At 69.9% G+C, this 18,190-nt stretch carries 17 protein-coding genes and 1 pseudogene; 6 read left to right on the plus strand and 12 right to left on the minus strand.

Annotated elements, in window-relative coordinates:
- Positions 1–53 precede the first annotated feature (53 nt).
- Positions 54–593, minus strand: coding sequence for an RNA 2'-phosphotransferase (locus ACWGH1_RS12665; protein WP_453352252.1), 540 nt, complete (start codon positions 591–593; stop codon positions 54–56).
- Between the two features lie 133 nt (positions 594–726).
- Between ACWGH1_RS12665 and ACWGH1_RS12670 the strand changes: the two genes are divergently transcribed.
- Positions 727–1,605 carry an aquaporin gene (locus ACWGH1_RS12670; protein ID WP_453352251.1) on the plus strand — a complete coding sequence of 293 codons (879 nt, stop codon included), beginning with the start codon at positions 727–729 and terminating at the stop codon, positions 1,603–1,605.
- A 90-nt stretch (positions 1,606–1,695) separates the two neighbouring features.
- On the opposite strand, the gene ACWGH1_RS12675 is transcribed toward ACWGH1_RS12670, so the two are convergent.
- The 4 genes and pseudogenes from ACWGH1_RS12675 to ACWGH1_RS12690 form a co-directional block, all read right to left on the minus strand.
- Positions 1,696–2,628: a MerR family transcriptional regulator gene (locus ACWGH1_RS12675; protein WP_453352250.1), complete on the minus strand. Its 933-nt coding sequence runs from the start codon at positions 2,626–2,628 to the stop codon at positions 1,696–1,698.
- Between the two features lie 10 nt (positions 2,629–2,638).
- Positions 2,639–2,779, minus strand: a pseudogene (locus tag ACWGH1_RS12680) (metal-dependent hydrolase); the annotation flags it as partial.
- Between the two features lie 32 nt (positions 2,780–2,811).
- Positions 2,812–4,584 (minus strand): SDR family oxidoreductase, encoded by a 1,773-nt coding sequence (locus tag ACWGH1_RS12685; RefSeq protein WP_453352258.1) that lies wholly within the window; start codon positions 4,582–4,584, stop codon positions 2,812–2,814.
- A gap of 5 nt (positions 4,585–4,589) precedes the next feature.
- Complete coding sequence (locus tag ACWGH1_RS12690) at positions 4,590–5,483, minus strand: M24 family metallopeptidase (protein ID WP_453352249.1); 894 nt, start codon at positions 5,481–5,483, stop codon at positions 4,590–4,592.
- Between the two features lie 249 nt (positions 5,484–5,732).
- On the opposite strand from ACWGH1_RS12690, the gene ACWGH1_RS12695 reads away from it, so the two are divergent.
- From ACWGH1_RS12695 to ACWGH1_RS12715, 5 genes are all read left to right on the plus strand, one after another.
- Positions 5,733–6,719, plus strand: coding sequence for an ABC transporter ATP-binding protein (locus tag ACWGH1_RS12695; RefSeq protein ID WP_453352248.1), 987 nt, complete (start codon positions 5,733–5,735; stop codon positions 6,717–6,719).
- A complete protein-coding gene (locus ACWGH1_RS12700) occupies positions 6,709–7,596 on the plus strand; it encodes an ABC transporter permease (protein WP_453352247.1) in 888 nt (295 codons plus the stop codon). The genes ACWGH1_RS12695 and ACWGH1_RS12700 overlap by 11 nt, the downstream gene beginning before the upstream one ends.
- A complete protein-coding gene (locus tag ACWGH1_RS12705) occupies positions 7,593–8,504 on the plus strand; it encodes an ABC transporter ATP-binding protein (protein WP_453352246.1) in 912 nt (303 codons plus the stop codon). Before ACWGH1_RS12700 ends, ACWGH1_RS12705 begins: the two co-directional genes overlap by 4 nt.
- Positions 8,505–8,517: 13 nt before the next feature.
- Positions 8,518–9,237 (plus strand): ABC transporter permease, encoded by a 720-nt coding sequence (locus ACWGH1_RS12710; protein WP_453352245.1) that lies wholly within the window; start codon positions 8,518–8,520, stop codon positions 9,235–9,237.
- A gap of 83 nt (positions 9,238–9,320) precedes the next feature.
- Positions 9,321–9,986, plus strand: coding sequence for a rhomboid-like protein (locus ACWGH1_RS12715; RefSeq protein ID WP_453352244.1), 666 nt, complete (start codon positions 9,321–9,323; stop codon positions 9,984–9,986).
- A gap of 151 nt (positions 9,987–10,137) precedes the next feature.
- Here the strand turns inward: ACWGH1_RS12715 and ACWGH1_RS12720 are convergent, their stop codons facing one another.
- The 7 genes from ACWGH1_RS12720 to ACWGH1_RS12750 form a co-directional block, all read right to left on the minus strand.
- A complete protein-coding gene (locus ACWGH1_RS12720; protein WP_453408669.1) occupies positions 10,138–10,950 on the minus strand; it encodes an HAD family hydrolase in 813 nt (270 codons plus the stop codon).
- On the minus strand, positions 10,947–12,224 hold the full coding sequence (serS, locus tag ACWGH1_RS12725) for a serine--tRNA ligase (RefSeq protein WP_453356125.1): 1,278 nt from the start codon (positions 12,222–12,224) through the stop codon (positions 10,947–10,949). The genes ACWGH1_RS12720 and serS overlap by 4 nt, the downstream gene beginning before the upstream one ends.
- Positions 12,225–12,725: 501 nt before the next feature.
- Positions 12,726–13,661 (minus strand): prephenate dehydratase, encoded by a 936-nt coding sequence (gene pheA, locus ACWGH1_RS12730; protein WP_453356124.1) that lies wholly within the window; start codon positions 13,659–13,661, stop codon positions 12,726–12,728.
- A 42-nt stretch (positions 13,662–13,703) separates the two neighbouring features.
- The gene (gene efeB / locus ACWGH1_RS12735; RefSeq protein WP_453408670.1) at positions 13,704–14,990 is read right to left on the minus strand and encodes an iron uptake transporter deferrochelatase/peroxidase subunit; all 1,287 of its coding nucleotides are present in this window, start codon (positions 14,988–14,990) and stop codon (positions 13,704–13,706) included.
- 5 nt (positions 14,991–14,995) lie between these two features.
- On the minus strand, positions 14,996–17,014 hold the full coding sequence (locus ACWGH1_RS12740; RefSeq protein ID WP_453355705.1) for a copper resistance CopC/CopD family protein: 2,019 nt from the start codon (positions 17,012–17,014) through the stop codon (positions 14,996–14,998).
- Positions 17,015–17,036: 22 nt separating this feature from the next.
- Positions 17,037–17,522 (minus strand): copper chaperone PCu(A)C, encoded by a 486-nt coding sequence (locus ACWGH1_RS12745; protein WP_453355704.1) that lies wholly within the window; start codon positions 17,520–17,522, stop codon positions 17,037–17,039.
- On the minus strand, positions 17,519–18,172 hold the full coding sequence (locus tag ACWGH1_RS12750) for an SCO family protein (protein WP_453355703.1): 654 nt from the start codon (positions 18,170–18,172) through the stop codon (positions 17,519–17,521). Before ACWGH1_RS12750 ends, ACWGH1_RS12745 begins: the two co-directional genes overlap by 4 nt.
- Positions 18,173–18,190: the final 18 nt, after the last annotated feature.

The following is an 18,190-nucleotide window of genomic DNA, read 5'->3' on the forward strand; positions in this document are numbered from 1 at the left end:
AACAGGGTAGGGGGATGATCTGACAATCTCCGCGTGAATTCCGCTGCCATCGGCTACTGGAAGCGCAGGAACCGCGGGGGCACCGCATCGGCCAGCCAGACACCGTTGGCGCTGATCCGGAAGACGTGTCCGGCCGCGCGCATCGCGGCGGCGTCCACGGCCAGCACGACCGGCCGTCCGCGTCGGGCGCCCACCCGGGTCGCGGTCTCCCGGTCCGCAGACAGGTGTACGTGGTGGCGGGCCATCGGCCGCAGGCCCTCGGAACGGATGGCGTCCAGGGCGGCGGCCACCGTGCCGTGGTAGAGGTACGCGGGTGGTTCGGCCTCCGGAAGGCCGAGGTCCACCGCGACGGTGTGGCCCTGATTGGCCCTGATCTTGGTCCCCTCGACGGCGAAGCGCTGCTTGTCGTTCGCGGCGACGACGTGGTCGAGCTCGGCCCGGCTGACCGGGAATCCGTGGGCCGCCGCGGCGCGGAGCAGATCGTCGATCTCCACCCAGCCGTGCGGATCGAGCACCAGCCCGATCCGTTCCGGCTGATGCCGCAGGTGTTTCGAGACGTATTTGGACACCTTCACGGTGCGTCTGTCGTCCATCGTCCCAGGGTGCCGCCTTGCAGCCGGTGGGAGCAGCGCTTTTCCGCCGGTCCATTGAACTTCCACCACCCCTATCGCGTTTCCAAGATACGGAATACATTTTCCGATTGACTGCTTCCCAGGGGGAGGATCCATGACAATCGATGCCTCACTGCCGCGCCGTGCCGCTGCCGAACTCATCGGCACCGCCGCATTGCTCATGGTGGTGATCGGCTCCGGGATTCAGGCCACGGCCCTCAGCCGTGACACCGGTGTCGCACTCATCGCCAACTCGCTGGCCTCAGCCATCGGCCTCGGCTTGATCATCACCTTGTTCGGCCCGCTGTCCGGCGCGCACCTCAATCCGGTGGTCACCCTCACCTCCTGGTGGGCGCGGCGGTCCGGCGGCGACGGGGTGGGCGGCCGGGACGTCTTCGTCTACGCCGCCGCCCAGACGGCCGGCGCCATCGGCGGCGCCGTGCTCGCCGAGGTCATGTTCGGCCGTGTTCCGGGGACCTTCGCCACCCAGGTGCGGGGTGGCGGCCACCTGTTGCTCGGTGAGGTCGTCGCCACCGCCGGACTGGTCCTGGTCATCCAAGGCTTCGGCCGCATCGGCCGTCCGCGGCTGATACCGGCGGCGGTGGCCACCTACATCGCCGCAGCGATCTGGTTCACCTCTTCGGGATCTTTCGCCAACCCGGCCGGCACCGTAGGGCGAGCCTTCAGTGACTCGTTCACCGGGATCGCGCCGCAGTCGCTGCCCGGGTTCGTCGGAGCCCAGCTGCTCGGAGGGGCGCTCGGTCTCGTGCTCGCCGGGCTGCTCTACGGCGCCGAGCGCGGAACGCGGCGCGCAGGTGCCAAAGCGGCGCTCCCGGAAGCCGTCCCCCACCTCCTGGCAGGGGCCGGCCCGCACCTCCCCGCTGCCGCCCTGCATCTGCCGACAGCCGGTCCCGATCCATCGCGTTCCACCGAATCGGCCACGCCGATGGCCGATTTCCCTCGCCCGAGCGCCCCGGATTCGTTGGCGATGTGAGATTCCGGCCCTGTTACCCACAGGGGAGACCGGGTTGTCCACAACCGGTTCGGCAGGTTTTGGCGTCAAGAGCGCGATTCGCCCTGTGGACTACTGATCGAGCACTACCGGCCGCTGGCCCCGGCTGGCCAGCTCGTTCATCGTCCGAGCCCGGAGCTCCCGTTCCGTGGCGGCCCGGACGAACTCCGCCACGTGTTCAAGGCCCACCAGCTCCCGCACCGCCCGTACCGTCTCGGCCGGCAGCGGCACCGCCGAGGGTCCTGATGCCTGGGTCGTTCCGGAGGCGCCCAGATGCCGCTGCAGGTGCCGGGTCGCGAACAGCCGCATCGCCCGCGCGAGCTCGGCGTCCACCGTCTGCTGCGCCAGCGGTCGCAGCCTTCGCACCATCGTCGCCGCCTCGGTGGCGTCAGCGTCCGTGGGGGGGACGGGCCCCAGGTAGCGGGCGAAGACGTGCTCGGTGGTGAACTCCAGGAACCGCGAGGCGATGTGCTCCACCTGACCGCGCAGCTCCCGCAAGTGCCCGGTGATCGCCGGCAGCGGCACTCCGGCCGCGTACAGCTCGGCGGCCACGGCCAACTCCTGCGGCGAAGGGACGAGGAACTCGTCGGGCCGCCCGGGGATCCGCTCCAGCACCCCCAGCTCGCACGCCTCCCCCACCGCGTCGTCGTCGGGCCTGCCCCCGAACCGCTCGTTGAGCTCGGCCCGGCTGATCCGCGCCGCCTCCTCGTCGGTCCACGGCCCGTGCACCTCGGCGACCAGGCCCAGTACGCCGCCCAGTCCGCGCCCCGCGTCCCAGGCCTCCAGCAACTCCTTGATGGAGGCCAGGGTGTAGCCGCGGTCCAGCAGGTCCGCGATCTGGCGCAGCCGCGCCAGATGGGTGTCCCGGTAGACGTTGGACCGGCCGCGCCGCTCCGGCTTCGGCAGCAGTCCGCGGTCCTGGTAGGCGCGGATCGTGCGCACCGTCGCCCCGCTGTGGTGCGCCAGATCCTCGATCCGGTACTCGGCTAGCGCCTGATCGGACAATCCCGGCTCCCTACGACATGGCGGCTCGGCCGGCCGCGCCCCCGGCGGCCCGGGCGGCAGGTGAAGCCGCCAGGTGCTCGACCGCCGTGCGCAGCGAGCCCTCCTGCGAGGGATGGTACGACCGCCGCAGGTAGCCGGGTATGGCCGTGCCGGGCCGACTCCGGCCAGGACGGCCGGTCCGGCTCACAGCCTGGGCTCCAGCTTCGCGATCCGCCGCAGCGTGCGCGGTGCGAAGCGGGACATCCACAGCGCGCCCTTGGACTCCGGGGTCACCGGTACCACGGCCTGGTTCCTGACCACGGCGAGCAGAATGGCCTCGGCCACCTTCTCAGGCGGGAAGTTGCGCAGTCCGTACAGCCGGGACGAACGCTGCTGGCGGCGCTTCTCCTCGGCCGCGTCCACTCCTGCGAACCGCGAGGTGGCGGTGATGTTGGTGTTCACGATGCCCGGACAGATCGCCGAGACGCCGATCGACTTCGACGCCAGCTCGGCGCGCAGGCACTCGCTCAGCATCAGCACCGCCGCCTTCGAAGTGCTGTAGGCCGGCAGGGTCTTGGAGGGCAGGTAGGCGGCGGCGGAGGCGGTGTTGACGATGTGGCCGCCCTGGCCGCGGTCGGCCATCTGCTTCCCGAAGATCCGGCAGCCGTGGATGACGCCCCACAGGTTGACGTCGAGGACCTTCTTCCAGTCCTCCGAGGTCGTTTCGAGGAAGGGGCCGGAGAGCCCGATCCCGGCGTTGTTGACCAGGACGTCCACGACTCCGTACTCGGCGGCGGTCTTCTCCGCGAACTTCTCCATCGCCTGCTCGTCGCTGACGTCGACGCACTCGCCCCAGGCCTGCGGAGCGCCGACCAGACGGGCCATCTCGGCGGTGCGCGCCGCGCCCTCGCCGTCCCGGTCCACACACACCACCCGCGCCCCGGCCTCGGCGAACGCGAAGGCGGTGGCCCGCCCGATACCACTGGCCGCGCCGGTGACCAGCACCAACTGGCCGCCGAACCGGTCGGCGTACTTCCCCGGGGCTTTCCGCTCCGGTGCCCGCGTCGCGGGCTCCTCCGTCGCGTCCACGAATTCGCCGATCCAGGCGGCCACCTGGTCCGGCCGGGTCTGGGGCACCCAGTGCCTCGCGGGCAGCGTCCGGCGTACGAGGTCCGGAGCCCACAGTTCGAGCTCGTCGTAGAGCCGTTCGGAGAGGAACGCGTCCCCGGTCGGGATGATCAGCTGGACCGGTACGTGCGCGTACGCGTCGGTGCGCGGGCGACGCAGACGCGGCCGTACGTTGTCCCGGTAGAGCCAGGCCCCGTGCGCCGCGTCCGAGGGAAGCGAGGCGGTCGGGTAGTTGCCGGCCGGGACCTCCTCGGCGCGCTGCAGCATCCCCGGCCACCGCCTGCCGAGGGGCCCGCGCCAGGCGAGCTCCGGCAGTACGGGGGTGAGCAGCATGTACACGTACCAGGACTTACGGCCCTGATTGACCAGTTGGGCTGCCCGGCGCGGGGTGGGACGCGCCATCCGCTTCTTGATCCAGTGTCCGAAGTGGTCGAGGGACGGCCCCGACATGGAGGTGAAGGAGGCGATCCGGCCCTCGGTACGGGCGACCGTCGCGAACTCCCAGCCCTGGACCGAGCCCCAGTCGTGCCCCACCAGGTGCACCGGCCGGTCCGGACTGACCGCGTCCGCCACCGCCAGGAAGTCGTCCGTCAGCTTTTCCAGGGTGAAGCCGCCGCGCAGCGGAACCGGAGCCGAGGAGTGCCCGTGGCCCCGTACGTCGTACAGCACCACGTGGAAGCGGGTGGCCAGCCGCTCGGCGACCTGCGACCAGACCTCCTTGCTGTCCGGATAGCCGTGCACCAGCACCACGGTCGGCCGGCCCGTCTCGCCGAGTTCCACGACGCACAGGTCGATGCCGCCGGTGCGCACCCGCCGCTCGCGCGCGCCCGCCAGGTCCGCTCCGCCCATACCGCTCATGCCGCCTTCTCCTCAGCCCAGCGCCGCACGTGCGGCAGATCGTCGTCCAGCCAGAAGGCGCTCTCCTCGGGGTCCCGGGAATCGGTGACGACCAGGATCTCCTCGAATTTAGCGCCGGTGCCCCGGAAGCCGAGATGCGGCTCCACCGCCCACAGCCCGGGCTGTGGTGGGTGATCGGAGAAGTGGTACGGGCTCCACAGCGGCGACCAGCCCTCGCGGTGCCCGTGCAGGGCGTCGCTCGCCAGGCCCTTGAGCGACTGGGTGCCGAACCCGAATGCGGTGGGCGACCAGCGCCGCTCCTTGACCCGGTCCACCTTGTGCGCGATCACGCCGAAGGGATAGGCGCGGTGCCGGTTGGCGTATCCCTGGCGGGTCATGAGCCGCTCCACGTTCTCGTAGATCTCGCGCAACGGGCGGCGCTCGCGCACCTGCCCCAAGATCAGCTCGCGGTGCGGCCGGAGATCGGACATCAGCCGGTCCTGGACCGGGTTGAGCCCGAGGCTGCCCGAGTAGCCGACGTCGGCCGCGTGCCCCTTGTAGACCGGGGCCATGTCGAGGATGAACGGCATCCCCGGCTCCAGTCTCCGGTTCGTCGGGAAGAACTGGAGGGGGATCTTGAAGTTGACGAAGGCGGTGCGGTCCCCGAACCAGGCGAACGGCAGGTGGAACCAGTCCCGCACCCCGCGCTCGCGCAGCCACTCGCGCTGCATGCGCGCCGCCTCGCGCTCGGTCACCCCGGCGCGCAGCTGCGCCGCCACCGCCTCGGCGCACTCGTAGGCGAGGCGCTGCACCTCCTGGAACCCGCGCAGTTCGGCGGAACGCGCGGTGAGCGACGAGGGTGCGATGAGTGTGGTGCCCTGCCTCGTGCGTTGCGTGGTGTCCCCAGTCATGCCAGCCGTCCGTCCGTATAGCCGTACGCGCCCGTAACTTGACACTGATGAATGTGACAATGACCGGAGGTCACGTCAAGGGCCGTGCACGGACCTGTGGATAAAGTTCGCCGGCCGCGGGAGTGCCTCGCGGGAGCGCGGGGGCTTGCCGCGTAAGCCTTCTGTCGGGGTCCGTAGTCCTCAAGGCGGAGACGGGATCCCGCTCCAGGTCTGACGATCGAGCCGCCCCGCGCCACTAACGTCGAAGCCGTGACTGTCATCGCGACCGAAAGCCTGAGCAAGCGGTACCCCCGAGTGACCGCTCTCGACCGGCTCTCCCTGGACATCGGGCCCGGCGTTACCGGCCTGGTGGGTGCCAACGGAGCCGGCAAGTCCACGCTGATCAAAATTCTGCTGGGACTGTCCCCCGCCACCGAGGGCCGCGCCGCCGTACTCGGACTGGACGTCGCCACGCACGGCAGCGCCATCCGCGAACGCGTCGGCTACATGCCCGAACACGACTGCCTGCCACCCGACGTCTCGGCCACCGAGTTCGTGGTGCACATGGCGCGCATGTCCGGGCTGCCACCGACCGCCGCACGCGAGCGGACCGCCGACACGCTGCGCCACGTGGGCCTCTACGAGGAGCGCTACCGTCCCATCGGCGGTTACTCCACGGGCATGAAGCAGCGGGTCAAGCTCGCCCAAGCGCTCGTCCACGACCCCCAGCTGGTCCTCCTCGACGAGCCCACCAACGGCCTCGACCCGGTCGGCCGCGACGAGATGCTCGGCCTGATCCGCCGCATCCACACGGACTTCGGCATTTCCGTCCTCGTCACCTCCCACCTCCTCGGGGAGCTGGAGCGGACCTGCGACCACGTCGTGGTGGTCGACGGGGGCAAGCTGCTGCGGTCCAGCTCCACCAGCGACTTCACGCAGAACACCGCGACGCTGGCGGTCGAGGTGACCGACTCCGACGCCCACCCGGACGGCAGCGCCGCCCTGCGCAAGGCGCTCACCGAGGCGGGCCTCACCCTGCACGCGGCCGACGAACAGGGCCTGCCGGGAGCGGGCCACATCCTGCTCGTGGAGGCGACGGGCGAGGAGACGTACGACCTGGTCCGCGACACCGTCGCCGACCTCGGTATCGGTCTGGTCCGCATGGAGCAGCGCCGCCACCACATCGCGGAGGTCTTCCGCGACAACGGCCAGAATGCCACCGACCAGCGGAAGGGAGCCGGTTCCGATGGCGCCTGACACCTCGACCCAGATCCACAACATCGGTTACCGGTCCTACGACGGCCCCCGGCTCGGCCGCGCCTACGCCCGCAAGGCGCTGTTCTCGCAGTCCTTGCGGGGCGCCTACGGGCTCGGCCGGTCGGCGAAGTCCAAAGTGCTCCCGATGATCCTCTTCGCGGTGATGTGCGTTCCCGCGCTGATCATCGTCGCCGTCGCCATCGCGGTGCCCGGCTCCACCGATCTTCCGGTCAAGTACACGACGTACGCCCTGACCACGCAGGTGGTGATCGGCCTCTACCTCGCCTCCCAGGCGCCGCAGTCGGTCTCCCGGGACCTGCGCTTCAAGACGGTGCCGCTCTACTTCTCGCGGCCCATCGAGCGCGTCGACTACGTCGTGGCCAAGTACGCCGCCATGGCCTCGGCGCTGTTCATCCTCACCGCCACCCCGTTGGTGATCATGTACGGCGGCTCTCTGCTGGCCAAGTTCGACTTCGGGGACCAGACCAAGGGATTCGGGCAGGGACTGGTGTCCGTACTCCTGCTGTCGCTGCTGTTCGCCGGTGTGGGACTGGTCATGGCCGCGCTGACCCCGCGCCGCGGATTCGGTGTCGCCGCGATCATCGCCGTGCTCTTGATCCCCTACGGCGCGGTGACCGCCGTACAGGGCATCGCCTACAACACCGGCTCCGCCGGCGCCATCGAGTGGATGGGCCTGTTCTCCCCGATCACCCTGATCGGCGGCTTCCAGACGGCCTTCCTCGATGCGACCTCCGCCTTCCCCGGCGGCGAGGGCCCCACCGCCGGCGTCGGCACCGTCTACCTGCTCGTCATCCTCGCCCTCATCGCCGGCTCCTACGCCGCCCTGATGGCCCGCTACCGGAAGGCCGGGCTGTGACCATCATCGACATCGACCACACCTCCCGCTGGTTCGGGAACGTCGTCGCCGTCAACGACGTGACCATGCGCATCGGCCCGGGCGTCACCGGACTGCTCGGCCCCAACGGCGCCGGCAAGTCCACCCTCATCAACATGATGGGCGGCTTCCTCGCGCCCTCCACGGGCAGCGTCACCCTCGACGGCACGCCGATCTGGCGCAACGAGCAGGTCTACAAGCAGGTCGGTGTCGTGCCCGAGCGCGAGGCCATGTACGACTTCCTCACCGGTCGCGAGTTCGTCGTCGCCAACGCCGAACTCCACGGGCTCGACGACGCGGCCGCCCAGCGGGCGCTCGCCACCGTCGAGATGGAGTACGCCCAGGACCGCAAGATCTCCACGTACTCCAAGGGCATGCGCCAGCGTGTGAAGATGGCCTCCGCCCTCGTCCACGAGCCGTCCGTACTGCTCCTCGACGAGCCGTTCAACGGAATGGACCCGCGTCAGCGCATGCAGCTGATGGAACTGCTGCGGCGCATGGGCGACGAAGGCCGCACGGTGCTGTTCTCCTCCCACATCCTGGAGGAAGTCGAGCAGCTCGCCTCGCACATCGAGGTGGTCGTCGCCGGCCGGCACGCCGCCTCCGGGGACTTCCGCAAGATCCGGCGCCTGATGACGGACCGCCCGCACCGCTACCTCATCCGCTCCTCCGACGACCGGGTGCTCGCAGCCGCGCTCATCGCCGATCCGTCCACCGCCGGTATCGAGGTCGACCTCAAGGAAGGCGCCTTGCGCATCCAGGCCGTCGACTTCGGCCGTTTCACCGAACTCCTGCCGCGGGTCGCCCGCGCGCACGGCATCCGGCTGCTGACGGTCTCCCCCTCCGACGAGTCCCTCGAGTCGGTCTTCTCCTACCTCGTCACGGCCTGAGGAGCTGGCTTAGATGTACAACCCCACCGTTGCCCGGCTCACCTACCGTGCTCTGCTCGGCCGGCGGCGCGCGCTGATCCTCTTCGCGCTGCCCGCCCTGCTGATCCTCATCTCCGTCGCCGTCCGAGCCCTCACCGGCGTGGACGACAAGGTGGCGGCCGACCTGCTCGGCGGCTTCGCCCTCGCGACGATGGTCCCGCTGATCGGCGTTATCGCCGGAACCGGCGCCATCGGCCCCGAGATCGACGACGGCTCGATCGTCTATCTGCTCTCCAAGCCGGTGAAGCGACCGACGATCATCATGACGAAGCTGACCGTCGCGATCGCCGTCACCATGGCGTTCTCCGCGATCCCCACCCTGATCGCCGGCTTCATCCTCAACGGCAACGGCCAGCAGATCGCCGTCGCCTACACCGTTGCGGCCCTGGTCGCCTCGATCGCCTACAGCGCACTGTTCCTGCTCCTGGGCACCGTCAGCCGGCACGCGGTCGTCTTCGGCCTGGTCTACGCCCTGATCTGGGAGTCGCTCTTCGGCAGCCTGGTTTCCGGTGCGAAGACGCTGAGCGTGCAGCAATGGGCCCTGTCCCTGGCGGAGAAGATCGCCGGAGAGGGGTACGTGGACGCCACCGTGGCCCTGCCGACCGCAGCCGTCCTGCTCATCGTGGTCACCGTGGGGGCCACCGTCTACGCGGGTCAGAAGCTGCGCAGGCTGACGCTGGCCGGCGAGGAGTAACCTCCGGCCCGCCTCCCGTCCGCTTGTGCCCCGCCCGGCCCACCGGCCAGGCGGGGCACAGGCGCGCCGGGCATCATCGGGACATGACGCCCCGCCCCGAGGCCGAGCCGTCCAGGCCTTTGTGGTCCTGGATACGCTCCGCGCCCGGTACGCACATCTGGCTGCTGGTCATCGCCATCACCAGCGTCATCGTCGTGATCGCACCCGACCGTGTGGAACACGTCCTGCTGCACCGCAACAGCAGCAACATCCACGAGCTCACCCGGCATCCGGTACGGGCCTTGGTATCCAGCGCCTTCTGGATCGAGAACCCGGCCTCGCTGGCCCAGTACGCCGTGCTCTTCGAAATCTTCCACGCCTCCGTCGAGCGTTGGCTGGGCACGCTGCGCTGGCTGGTGATCGTGGCGACCGCACACATCACCGCCACCCTGATCAGCCAGCGGGTGGTCCTCATGGCCATCCAGGACCACCGGGCACCCCGCAGCATGGTCCATGTCGTAGACATCGGCGTGAGTTACGGGCTCGCGGCCGCCGCCGGGGTGCTCACGTACCGGCTGCCCGGCCCTTGGAGATGGCTCTACCTCGTCGGGACCGTCGCCTTTTTCGGGGTCCCGCTCATCACGGGCGGCACCTTCACCGACCTCGGGCACGCGATCTCGCTCGCCGTCGGGCTTCTCGCCTGGCCGCTGACCCGCCACCCGCACGGGAACGCGCAGCAACCCGTCATGCGTGTTTCACGTGAAACATGACCCCGAGCCGTACCGAAATTCGCTGGTACGCGGCATGCGGGCGCGGCAGAGTGAGGCATGCGGGGAGTAACAAAAGGTCCGGAACGGCCACTTCGAGCGCGCCTGACGGCGCGGGCCGTTCCGGACCTTCCCGGCTTCCGCCGGGCCGCCGTCAGGCGGCGCCCAGCAGACGTTCCAGGACCACGGCGATCCCGTCCTCCTGGTGGGAGGTCGTGACCTCATCGGCCACGGCCTTCAGTTCAGGGTGGGCGTTGGCCATCGCCACTCCGTGGGCCGCCCACGCGAACATCGGGATGTCGTTGGGCATGTCACCGAAGGCAATGGTCTCCGCGGCCTTCACGCCCAGCCGGCGTGCGGCCAACGAGAGGCCGGTGGCCTTCGTCAGCCCCAAGGGGAGGATTTCGACTATCCCGGGACCGGCCATCACCACGTCCACCAGGCTGCCCACGATCTCCCGGGCCGTCTTGACGAGCGTGTCGTCGTCCATTCCGGGGTGCTGGATGTACAGCTTGTTCAGTGGCGCGCTCCACACGGCGGAGGTGTCCTCCAGGTAGAGCGCCGGCAGGCCCTCTTGCACCTGGTACCCCGGCCCGAACAGGACTTCGCCGTCCACTCCGTCCCGGCTGGCCGCGAGCGCCAGCGGGCCCACCTCGGCTTCGATCTTGGACAGGGCCAGTCCCGCCAGCTGCCGGTCCAGCGTCACCGAGGTCAGCAGCCGGTGCGCGCCGGCGTCATAGACCTGCGCCCCCTGCCCGCACACGGCGATCCCCTGGTAGCCGAGATCGTCCAGTACGCTCCGGGTCCAGGGCACGGCCCGGCCGGTGACGATGATGTGCGCCGCGCCCGCCGCGGTGACCGCGGCGAGCGCTTCACGGGTGCGTTCCGAGACGGTGTCGTCGCTGCGGAGCAGAGTGCCGTCGAGGTCCGTCGCGACGAGCTTGTACGGGAACGGGACCGGGCTCACTTGGCGATCGGCTCCAGGACTTCACGACCGCCCAGGTAGGGGCGGAGCACCGGAGGCACCCGCACGGAACCGTCCGCCAGCTGGTGGTTCTCCAGAATGGCCACGATCGTGCGCGGGACCGCGCACAGGGTGCCGTTGAGCGTGGACAGGGGCTGGGTCTTCTTGCCGTCGCGGTAACGGATCGACAGGCGGCGCGCCTGGAATCCGTCGCAGTTCGAGGCGGAGGTCAGCTCGCGGTACTTGCCCTGCGTGGGGATCCAGGCCTCGCAGTCGAACTTGCGGGATGCCGAAGAACCGAGGTCACCGGTGGCGACGTCGATCACCTGGAAGGGGAGCTCCAGGCTGGTCAGCCACTGCTTCTCCCATTCCAGGAGCCGCTTGTGCTCGGCCTCGGCCTCCTCCGGTGCGACGTAGGAGAACATCTCCACCTTGTCGAACTGGTGGACGCGGAAGATGCCGCGGGTGTCCTTGCCGTACGTGCCGGCCTCACGGCGGAAGCACGGCGAGAAGCCGGCGTACCGCAGCGGGAGCTTGTCCGCATCGATGATCTCGTCCATGTGGTACGCGGCGAGCGGTACCTCGGAGGTGCCGACCAGGTAGTAGTCGTCCTTCTCCAGGTGGTAGACGTTCTCCGCGGCCTGGCCGAGGAAGCCCGTGCCCTCCATGGCGCGCGGGCGGACCAGCGCGGGGGTCAGCATCGGGATGAAGCCGGCCTCGGTGGCCTGAGCGATCGCCGCGTTGACCAGGGCCAGCTCCAGCAGGGCGCCGACGCCGGTGAGGTAGTAGAAGCGGGAGCCCGACACCTTGGCGCCGCGCTCGACGTCGATGGCGCCGAGGGACTCGCCGAGTTCGAGGTGATCCTTGGGCTCGAAGCCCTCGGCTGCGAAATCGCGGATCGTGCCGTGCGTTTCCAGGACGGTGAAGTCCTCTTCGCCGCCGACCGGCACATCGCTGTGAACGATGTTGCCGAGCTGCAGGAGGAGCCGCTTGGCCGCCTCGTCCGCCTCGTTCTGCTCGGCCTCGGCCGCCTTGACGTCCGCCTTGAGCTGTTCGGCCTTCTTCAGCAGCTCCGCCCGCTCCTCCGGAGAGGCCTTGGGAATCAGCTTGCCGAGCGACTTCTGCTCATTGCGCAGTTCGTCGAAGCGCATGCCGGAGGACCTGCGGCGCTCGTCGGCGGAGAGCAGCGCGTCGACGAGGCCGACGTCCTCTCCACGGGCGCGCTGCGAGGCGCGGACACGGTCAGGGTCTTCACGGAGCAGCCGGAGGTCAATCACCCCTCCAGGCTACCGGGCCGGGGTTCCGGGGATCACATCGATAACACGTTGCGTGACACTATGTCCCAATTGAGGCGAATGTAAAACTGCTGCCCTTCCGTCGGCAAAAGCACCCGGTTTTCCAGGAAAAGTGGCCACAAGGCCGACCCGGGTCAGGCCCTCAGCAGGGAGAAGGCGCTCCTTGTCCACAGGAATTCCGCACAGGAGCTTCTTATCCACAGGCTGTGTGCCGGATCTGTGGACACGGAAATAGATCGTTACCGGCCGGTGGCCACCCGCTGGAAATCAGGGCTCAAACCGCCCTCACACACTCATTCGGGTGGGAATGCCTCGCCCCAAAGAGTTGATCGGCGATACGGGGGTGACGCCGTTCACCTCGCGCTCCCTTGCGTGAAACCTGAGAGCCCCGGCCGATATGTCGACCTTGTCGCGCTACTCTGTCGACTTGTCCCCAGGCCCGCCTCTCGACCTGTGGATAACTCTGTGGACAGTGGAGGAACCCTACGGCCGGCCGTCGAGACAGCGCGCCAACCAGTCGGAGGCGTCCGTGAAGTCGCTGTCGGAGGTGCCCGGCCGCGCGGCCCGTACCTCACTCACGGCAACGCCGGCCCTCGGGTAGGAACCAAGGAAACGGACCTGGGGACAAGTGCGCTTGAGACCCATCAGCGCCTCGCTGACCCGGCGGTCGGAGATGTGGCCCTCGGCGTCGACCGCGAAGCAGTAGTTGCCGATGCCCGCGCCGGTCGGCCGGGACTGGATCAGCATGAGGTTGACCCCGCGCACGGCGAACTCCTGGAGGAGTTCCAGCAGCGCACCAGGGTGGTCGTCCCCGAGCCACAGCACGACCGAGGTCTTGTCGGCACCCGTCGGGGCGGCCGGCCGGGCGGGGCGGCCGACGAGCACGAACCGGGTCTCGGCGTTCTCCGCGTCGTGGATCTCGGTGACCAGTGGCACCAGCCCGTACGTGGCGGCGGCGAACTCACCGGCGAAGGCCGCGTCGAAGCGGCCTTCCTGGACCAGCCGGGCGCCGTCGGCGTTCGAGGCGGCCGACTCCCAGACCGCGTCGGGCAAGTGGGCACGGAGCCAGTTGCGGACCTGCGGCTGCGCTACCGGGTGCCCGGTGACGGTCTTGACGTCCGACAGCTTGGTGCCGGGCCGCACGAGCAACGCGAACGCGATCGGCAGCAGGACCTCGCGGTAGATCATCAGCGGTTCGCCCGAAGCCAGCTCGTCCAGGGTGGCGGTCACCCCGCCCTCCACCGAGTTCTCGATCGGCACCAGTGCGGCGGCCGCTTCGCCGTTGCGTACGGCGTCCAGGGCGGCCGGGACCGACACCATCGGGACGAGCTCCCTGGTGGCGGCTTCCGGCAGCGTGCGCAGGGCGGCTTCGGTGAAGGTGCCCTCGGGACCGAGATAGGTGAAGCGGGTGGCCGACATGCGATCAGCCTAATGCCGGGGCAGCCGCGCCCGGCGGGATGTTCACCCTTCGAGCAGCCGCTGCCCGACGTACTCCCCGGGCCGCGGCCCCGGCGGAACCGCGTACAGCCCGCTGGATTCGTGCCGGATGAATTCGGACAGGGCATCACCCCGGTCGAGCTTGCGCTGGACGGGTACGAAGCCGCGCAGCGGATCGGCCTGCCAGCAGATGAACAGCAGCCCGGCATCGGGGGAGCCGTCGGGCGCGATGCCGTCGTGGAAGGAGAAGGGCCGCCGGAGCATGGCTGCCCCGCCGTTCTGCTCGGGAGCGGAGATCCGTGCGTGTGCGTTGGACGGGATCACCGGCTTGCCGTCGGCGCCCAGCTTCGCGAGATCCATCTTCGTGGTCTCGCTTCCGCCGCTCAGGGGGGCGCCCGTGGCCTTCGTACGGCCGATGACCTCCTCCTGCTGGATGGTGGACTGCTTGTCCCACTCGTCGAGCAGCATCCGGATCCGGCGCACGACGGCGTACGAGCCCCCCGCCATCCAGGAGTGCTCGGCCGCGCCGGGGCCCGCGGCCGGCACGAAGATCCGCTTGTCGAAGTCGGGGTCCGCCGGCTTCGGGTTGGCGGTGCCGTCCACCTGGCCCATCAGGTTCCGGGCGGTCATCGGGGCGCCCGTGGCTCCGGGGGACCGGTTGAAGCCGTTCATCTGCCAGCGCACCCGGGCGGCTTCCCCGGCGTCCTTCTGCAGGGCCCGCAGCGCGTGGAAGGCGACGAGCCCGTCGTCGGCTCCGATCTGGATCCAGAGGTCACCGTTGCTGCGCTGGAGGTCGAGCCGGTCGGAGGAGAAGTCCGGCAGCGGGTCGAGGGCGGACGGGCGGCGCGAGACGAGTCCGGTGCGCTCGAAGAAGGAGTGCCCGAACCCGAAGGTGACGGTCAGGGACGAGGGCCCGGCATCGAGGGCGATCCCGGTGTCGGCGGTGGGCGCGGTCTGTCCGGCCATCAGCCGCTGCGCGGTCTGGGACCAGCGGCGCATCAGGGCGGCGGCTTCCGTACGCCCGGCGCCGGGCGCGAGGTCGAAGGCCAGGACGTGTCCCTTGGCCTGGAGCGGGGTGGTGATACCGGCCTGGTGGTCTCCGTGGAACGCGACCTGGGTGGCGCCGAGGGAAGCGAGGGTTCCCGCGCTGCCCTTCGCCGTGGTCTGCGGGGTCTCGGCGAGCGCGGAGTGCACGAGGGCGCCGCCGGTGGCGCCGAGTGCCAGGCCGGCGGCGCCCGCGGCGCCCACCGTGCCCAGCAGACGGCGCCGCGAGATCTCGATGTCGGGGTTGCTCTCGGTGCTGTCGGTCACGCTGGTCAGCCGATCTTCACGTTCTTCTGGACGGTCGTCTGGTCGATGTCGGAGGTCCGCACGGTGACGTCGATGCGCCATTCGCCCGAGAGCGGCAGCTGTACGCCGTCCGCGCTCCAGTGTCCGGGAGCCGCGCGCTCCGGGAGGACCGGCAGCGGACCGATCTCCTTGGCCGGGAGCGTGAAGGAGACCTTCACCTCGGGGAGGTCGAGGGGCTGTCCGTCGGGGGTTTCGGCCCACAGGTGGAGGCCGTTGGCGCCGACCCGCCCCGGAGCGAGTTCCAGCCGGACGGTGCCCTTGCCCTGGGGGCCGCCCGTGTCGAAAGGCAGGGTGATCTTCACCGGCCGGTTCGGAACGGCGGTGGCCGCCGCCGAGCCGCGCCCCGTCTCCAATTCAGCAGTGCGCCCCGGCTCGGTACTGGTCAGCACCGTGGTCACGGCCAGCAACGCGACCGCGACCACGGCCTCTGCCAGGACCGAGCGGCGCAGGGCGGCCCGCGCCGGGTCGGCGTCCCGCACCTGCTTGGAGCGGGCGTTCTCCTTGGCGGCACGTTGCCGGGCCAGCTGAGCGGCACGCCGGGGGTCAGCGGGCACCGTTACCAGCGCCGCCTCCTCGGGCGACGGCACACGCTCCGACGTTTCACGCTCCGATGTTTCACGTGAAACAGCCCCCTGGACCGGCTCCGCCGAACTGTCCGAGAGTCGGGCGGTCCAGGAGCGGGAGAGGTAGGCGATGCCGACGAGGACGCCGACGAGGGCGACCTTGATCAGCAGGAGCTGCCCGTAACTCGTGCCGGTCAGGGCGGACCAGCTGCCCAGCTGGCGCCAGGATTGGTAGACGCCGGTGACGACCAGCACCAGGACGCTGATGAACGCGACCTTCGAGAAGCGCCTGACGGCCTCGCGCTCGATGCCGGGCACCTTGTACAGGGCGACGAGCAGCGCGGTGAGGCCGCCGAGCCAGGTGGCGACCGCGAGCAGGTGCAGGATGTCGACCGGCATGGCGATGCCGGGCTGGAGACCCGTGGAGGCGTGCTCGGACAGGGCCCAGGTGGCGGCGATACCGCCGGCCACGACAGCCCCGCCGACACCGAGCCCGAAGGCGAGGTCGCTCGTGTCCTTGCGTGCGTCCACCGTGTCGTCGGCCGTGGCCGCTCCGTCGGTGACGTGCGCCTCGGTGCCCCGCGCGTCCGGTCCGGCGCCCTGCTGCCGGCGCGCGTAGGCGCCGAAGAGCACGGCCACGAAGAGCGCCGCTGCCCCCAGGAGCAGCAGCCTCGACACGAACGAGGCGCCGGCCTTGGTATCGAGGACGGCCTTGAGTCCGTCGAGGTCGAAGGCGTCGGCGAACTTGCCGGACCCGGTGTACGGGCTGCGCAGCACCAGCATGGCCAGGGTGGATGCGGTCAGCAGCACCCAGCCGCGCAGGACCAGCTTCTGCAACGGCCGCTCGGCCGAGCCCCGCCGCCAGCACAGCAGGATGAAGGCGGCGCCGCCGACGAGGACGGTGAAACCGATGTAGGCGGTGTACCGGGCGATGCCGTACGCGATGCCGACGGGTCCGCCCCCCGCCTTCTGGGTGGGGAGGGCGACCTGAGTGGCCGACGGGGCGCCGACGGAGAAGGTGAAGGCGCCGGAGACCGGATGGCTGTCGGCGGAGACGGCCTGCCAGGCGACCGTGTACGTGCCGTTGGGCAGCCCGGAGTGCAGGGCGGTGCCGTAGCGGATGGTGGATCCACTGCACATGTCTCGCAGTTCGCCGGTGTCGACCCGCTTGCCCTGCGGGTCCATCACGCGGATGGAGTCGTCGCCCATGGCGACCTGTTCCGAGAAGGAGAGGGTGACCTGGGCGGGCGCCGTGGCGACCACCGCCCCGTCCTTCGGGTCGCTCGCGGTGAGTGCGGCGTGTGCCGCGGCCGGACCGGCCGCGGTGAACAGGGTCGCCAGCAGGGCTGCGAGGACCAGCGCGAACCGCGGCAGGAGTGCCGTGGCCTCTGCGCGGGCCGGGGTGGGGGCGGTGGCCGTCATGGCGTGTCAGTTCCTCGGTCCGTCAGTGGGCGTTGGAGCTCTGCCCGGTGTACGTACGGTCCTTCACGTCCAGCTCGATCGTGACCGGATCGGCCTTCTCGAACTTGAGCTCGACCTTGACCTTGTCGCCGACCTTCGGCTTGCTCTTGAGCCCCATGAACATGACGTGGCTGCCTCCGCGCTCCAGGCTGAGGCGGCCGTTCGCGGGCACGTCCAGCGAAGGGACCTGCCGCATCTTCTGGTCCTTGGTCTCGTGGATCTGGAGATCGTCCGAGAGCGGGCTGGTCAGGCCGGTGAGCTTGTCGGGCGTCTTCGAGTCGTTGGTGATGACCATGAAGGCGCCGGCCATCTTGTCGTCGACGGGCTCGGGCATGAAGGCGCCGCTGACCGTCAGCTTCGGAGTGGCGTCCTGGGTCTTGCCCTCCGACTCGGAGGAGCAGCCGGATATCGCGAGCGCTGCCGTCAGGGAGAGCGCGGCGGCGATGGTGCGGGTGGTGCGGGCGTTCACGGGTTCTCCCCCTTGACGATCTTCGGCAGGTCCTTGGTGTAGTCATCGACGGTGGTGCTCTCGCCGTAGAGGAGGTAACCCTCGTCGGTCTTGGGCGAGAACGCGATGACCTGGGCCCCGTGCATGGAAACGACGCTGCCGTCGGCCTCCTTCTTGGCGGCCTCGATACCGATGCCGAGTGACCGCGCCGCGGTCTGGATGGTGGCGAAGTCCCCGGTCAGTCCGATGAAGGACGGGTCCTGGGCCTTGAGCCACGTGCCGAGGGATTCGGGGGTGTCCCGTTCGGGGTCGGTGGTGACGAAGACGACCTGGAGCTTGTCCTGGTCCGCCTTGGGCAGCGCCTTCCTGGCGACCGCGATGTTGCTCATGGTCAAGGGGCAGACGTCGGGGCAGTTGGTGTAGCCGAAGTAGATGAGCGTCGGACGGCCCTTGGTCTGCTCGCGCAGGTTCCACGGCTTGCCGGTGGTGTCCGTGAGGACGAGGTCCGGCTTGTCGAAGGGGCGGTCCAGGACGGTCGCCGATCCGGCCTTGTCCGTGCCGGTGATCTGGGTGACCGAACCGCTGGACTTGGCCGGCTCACCGCCGCAGGCGGTGAGGGCGAGCGCGGCCGCCGCGACGAACGCGGCGACCGTCACACGTGTGGTGCGCATGGGGTGGGATCCCTGGGA

It is taken from the genome of Streptomyces sp. NPDC054883, assembly GCF_053610645.1.

Coding starts and splice junctions, on each gene's coding strand:
- ACWGH1_RS12665 (WP_453352252.1), bottom strand. CDS start 593: ATGGACGACAGACGCACCGTGAAGGTGTCCAAATACGTCTCGAAACAC.
- ACWGH1_RS12670 (WP_453352251.1), top strand. CDS start 727: ATGACAATCGATGCCTCACTGCCGCGCCGTGCCGCTGCCGAACTCATC.
- ACWGH1_RS12685 (WP_453352258.1), bottom strand. CDS start 4,584: ATGGGCGGAGCGGACCTGGCGGGCGCGCGCGAGCGGCGGGTGCGCACC.
- ACWGH1_RS12690 (WP_453352249.1), bottom strand. CDS start 5,483: ATGACTGGGGACACCACGCAACGCACGAGGCAGGGCACCACACTCATC.
- ACWGH1_RS12700 (WP_453352247.1), top strand. CDS start 6,709: ATGGCGCCTGACACCTCGACCCAGATCCACAACATCGGTTACCGGTCC.
- ACWGH1_RS12710 (WP_453352245.1), top strand. CDS start 8,518: ATGTACAACCCCACCGTTGCCCGGCTCACCTACCGTGCTCTGCTCGGC.
- ACWGH1_RS12715 (WP_453352244.1), top strand. CDS start 9,321: ATGACGCCCCGCCCCGAGGCCGAGCCGTCCAGGCCTTTGTGGTCCTGG.
- pheA (WP_453356124.1), bottom strand. CDS start 13,661: ATGTCGGCCACCCGCTTCACCTATCTCGGTCCCGAGGGCACCTTCACC.
- ACWGH1_RS12740 (WP_453355705.1), bottom strand. CDS start 17,014: ATGACGGCCACCGCCCCCACCCCGGCCCGCGCAGAGGCCACGGCACTC.
- ACWGH1_RS12750 (WP_453355703.1), bottom strand. CDS start 18,172: ATGCGCACCACACGTGTGACGGTCGCCGCGTTCGTCGCGGCGGCCGCG.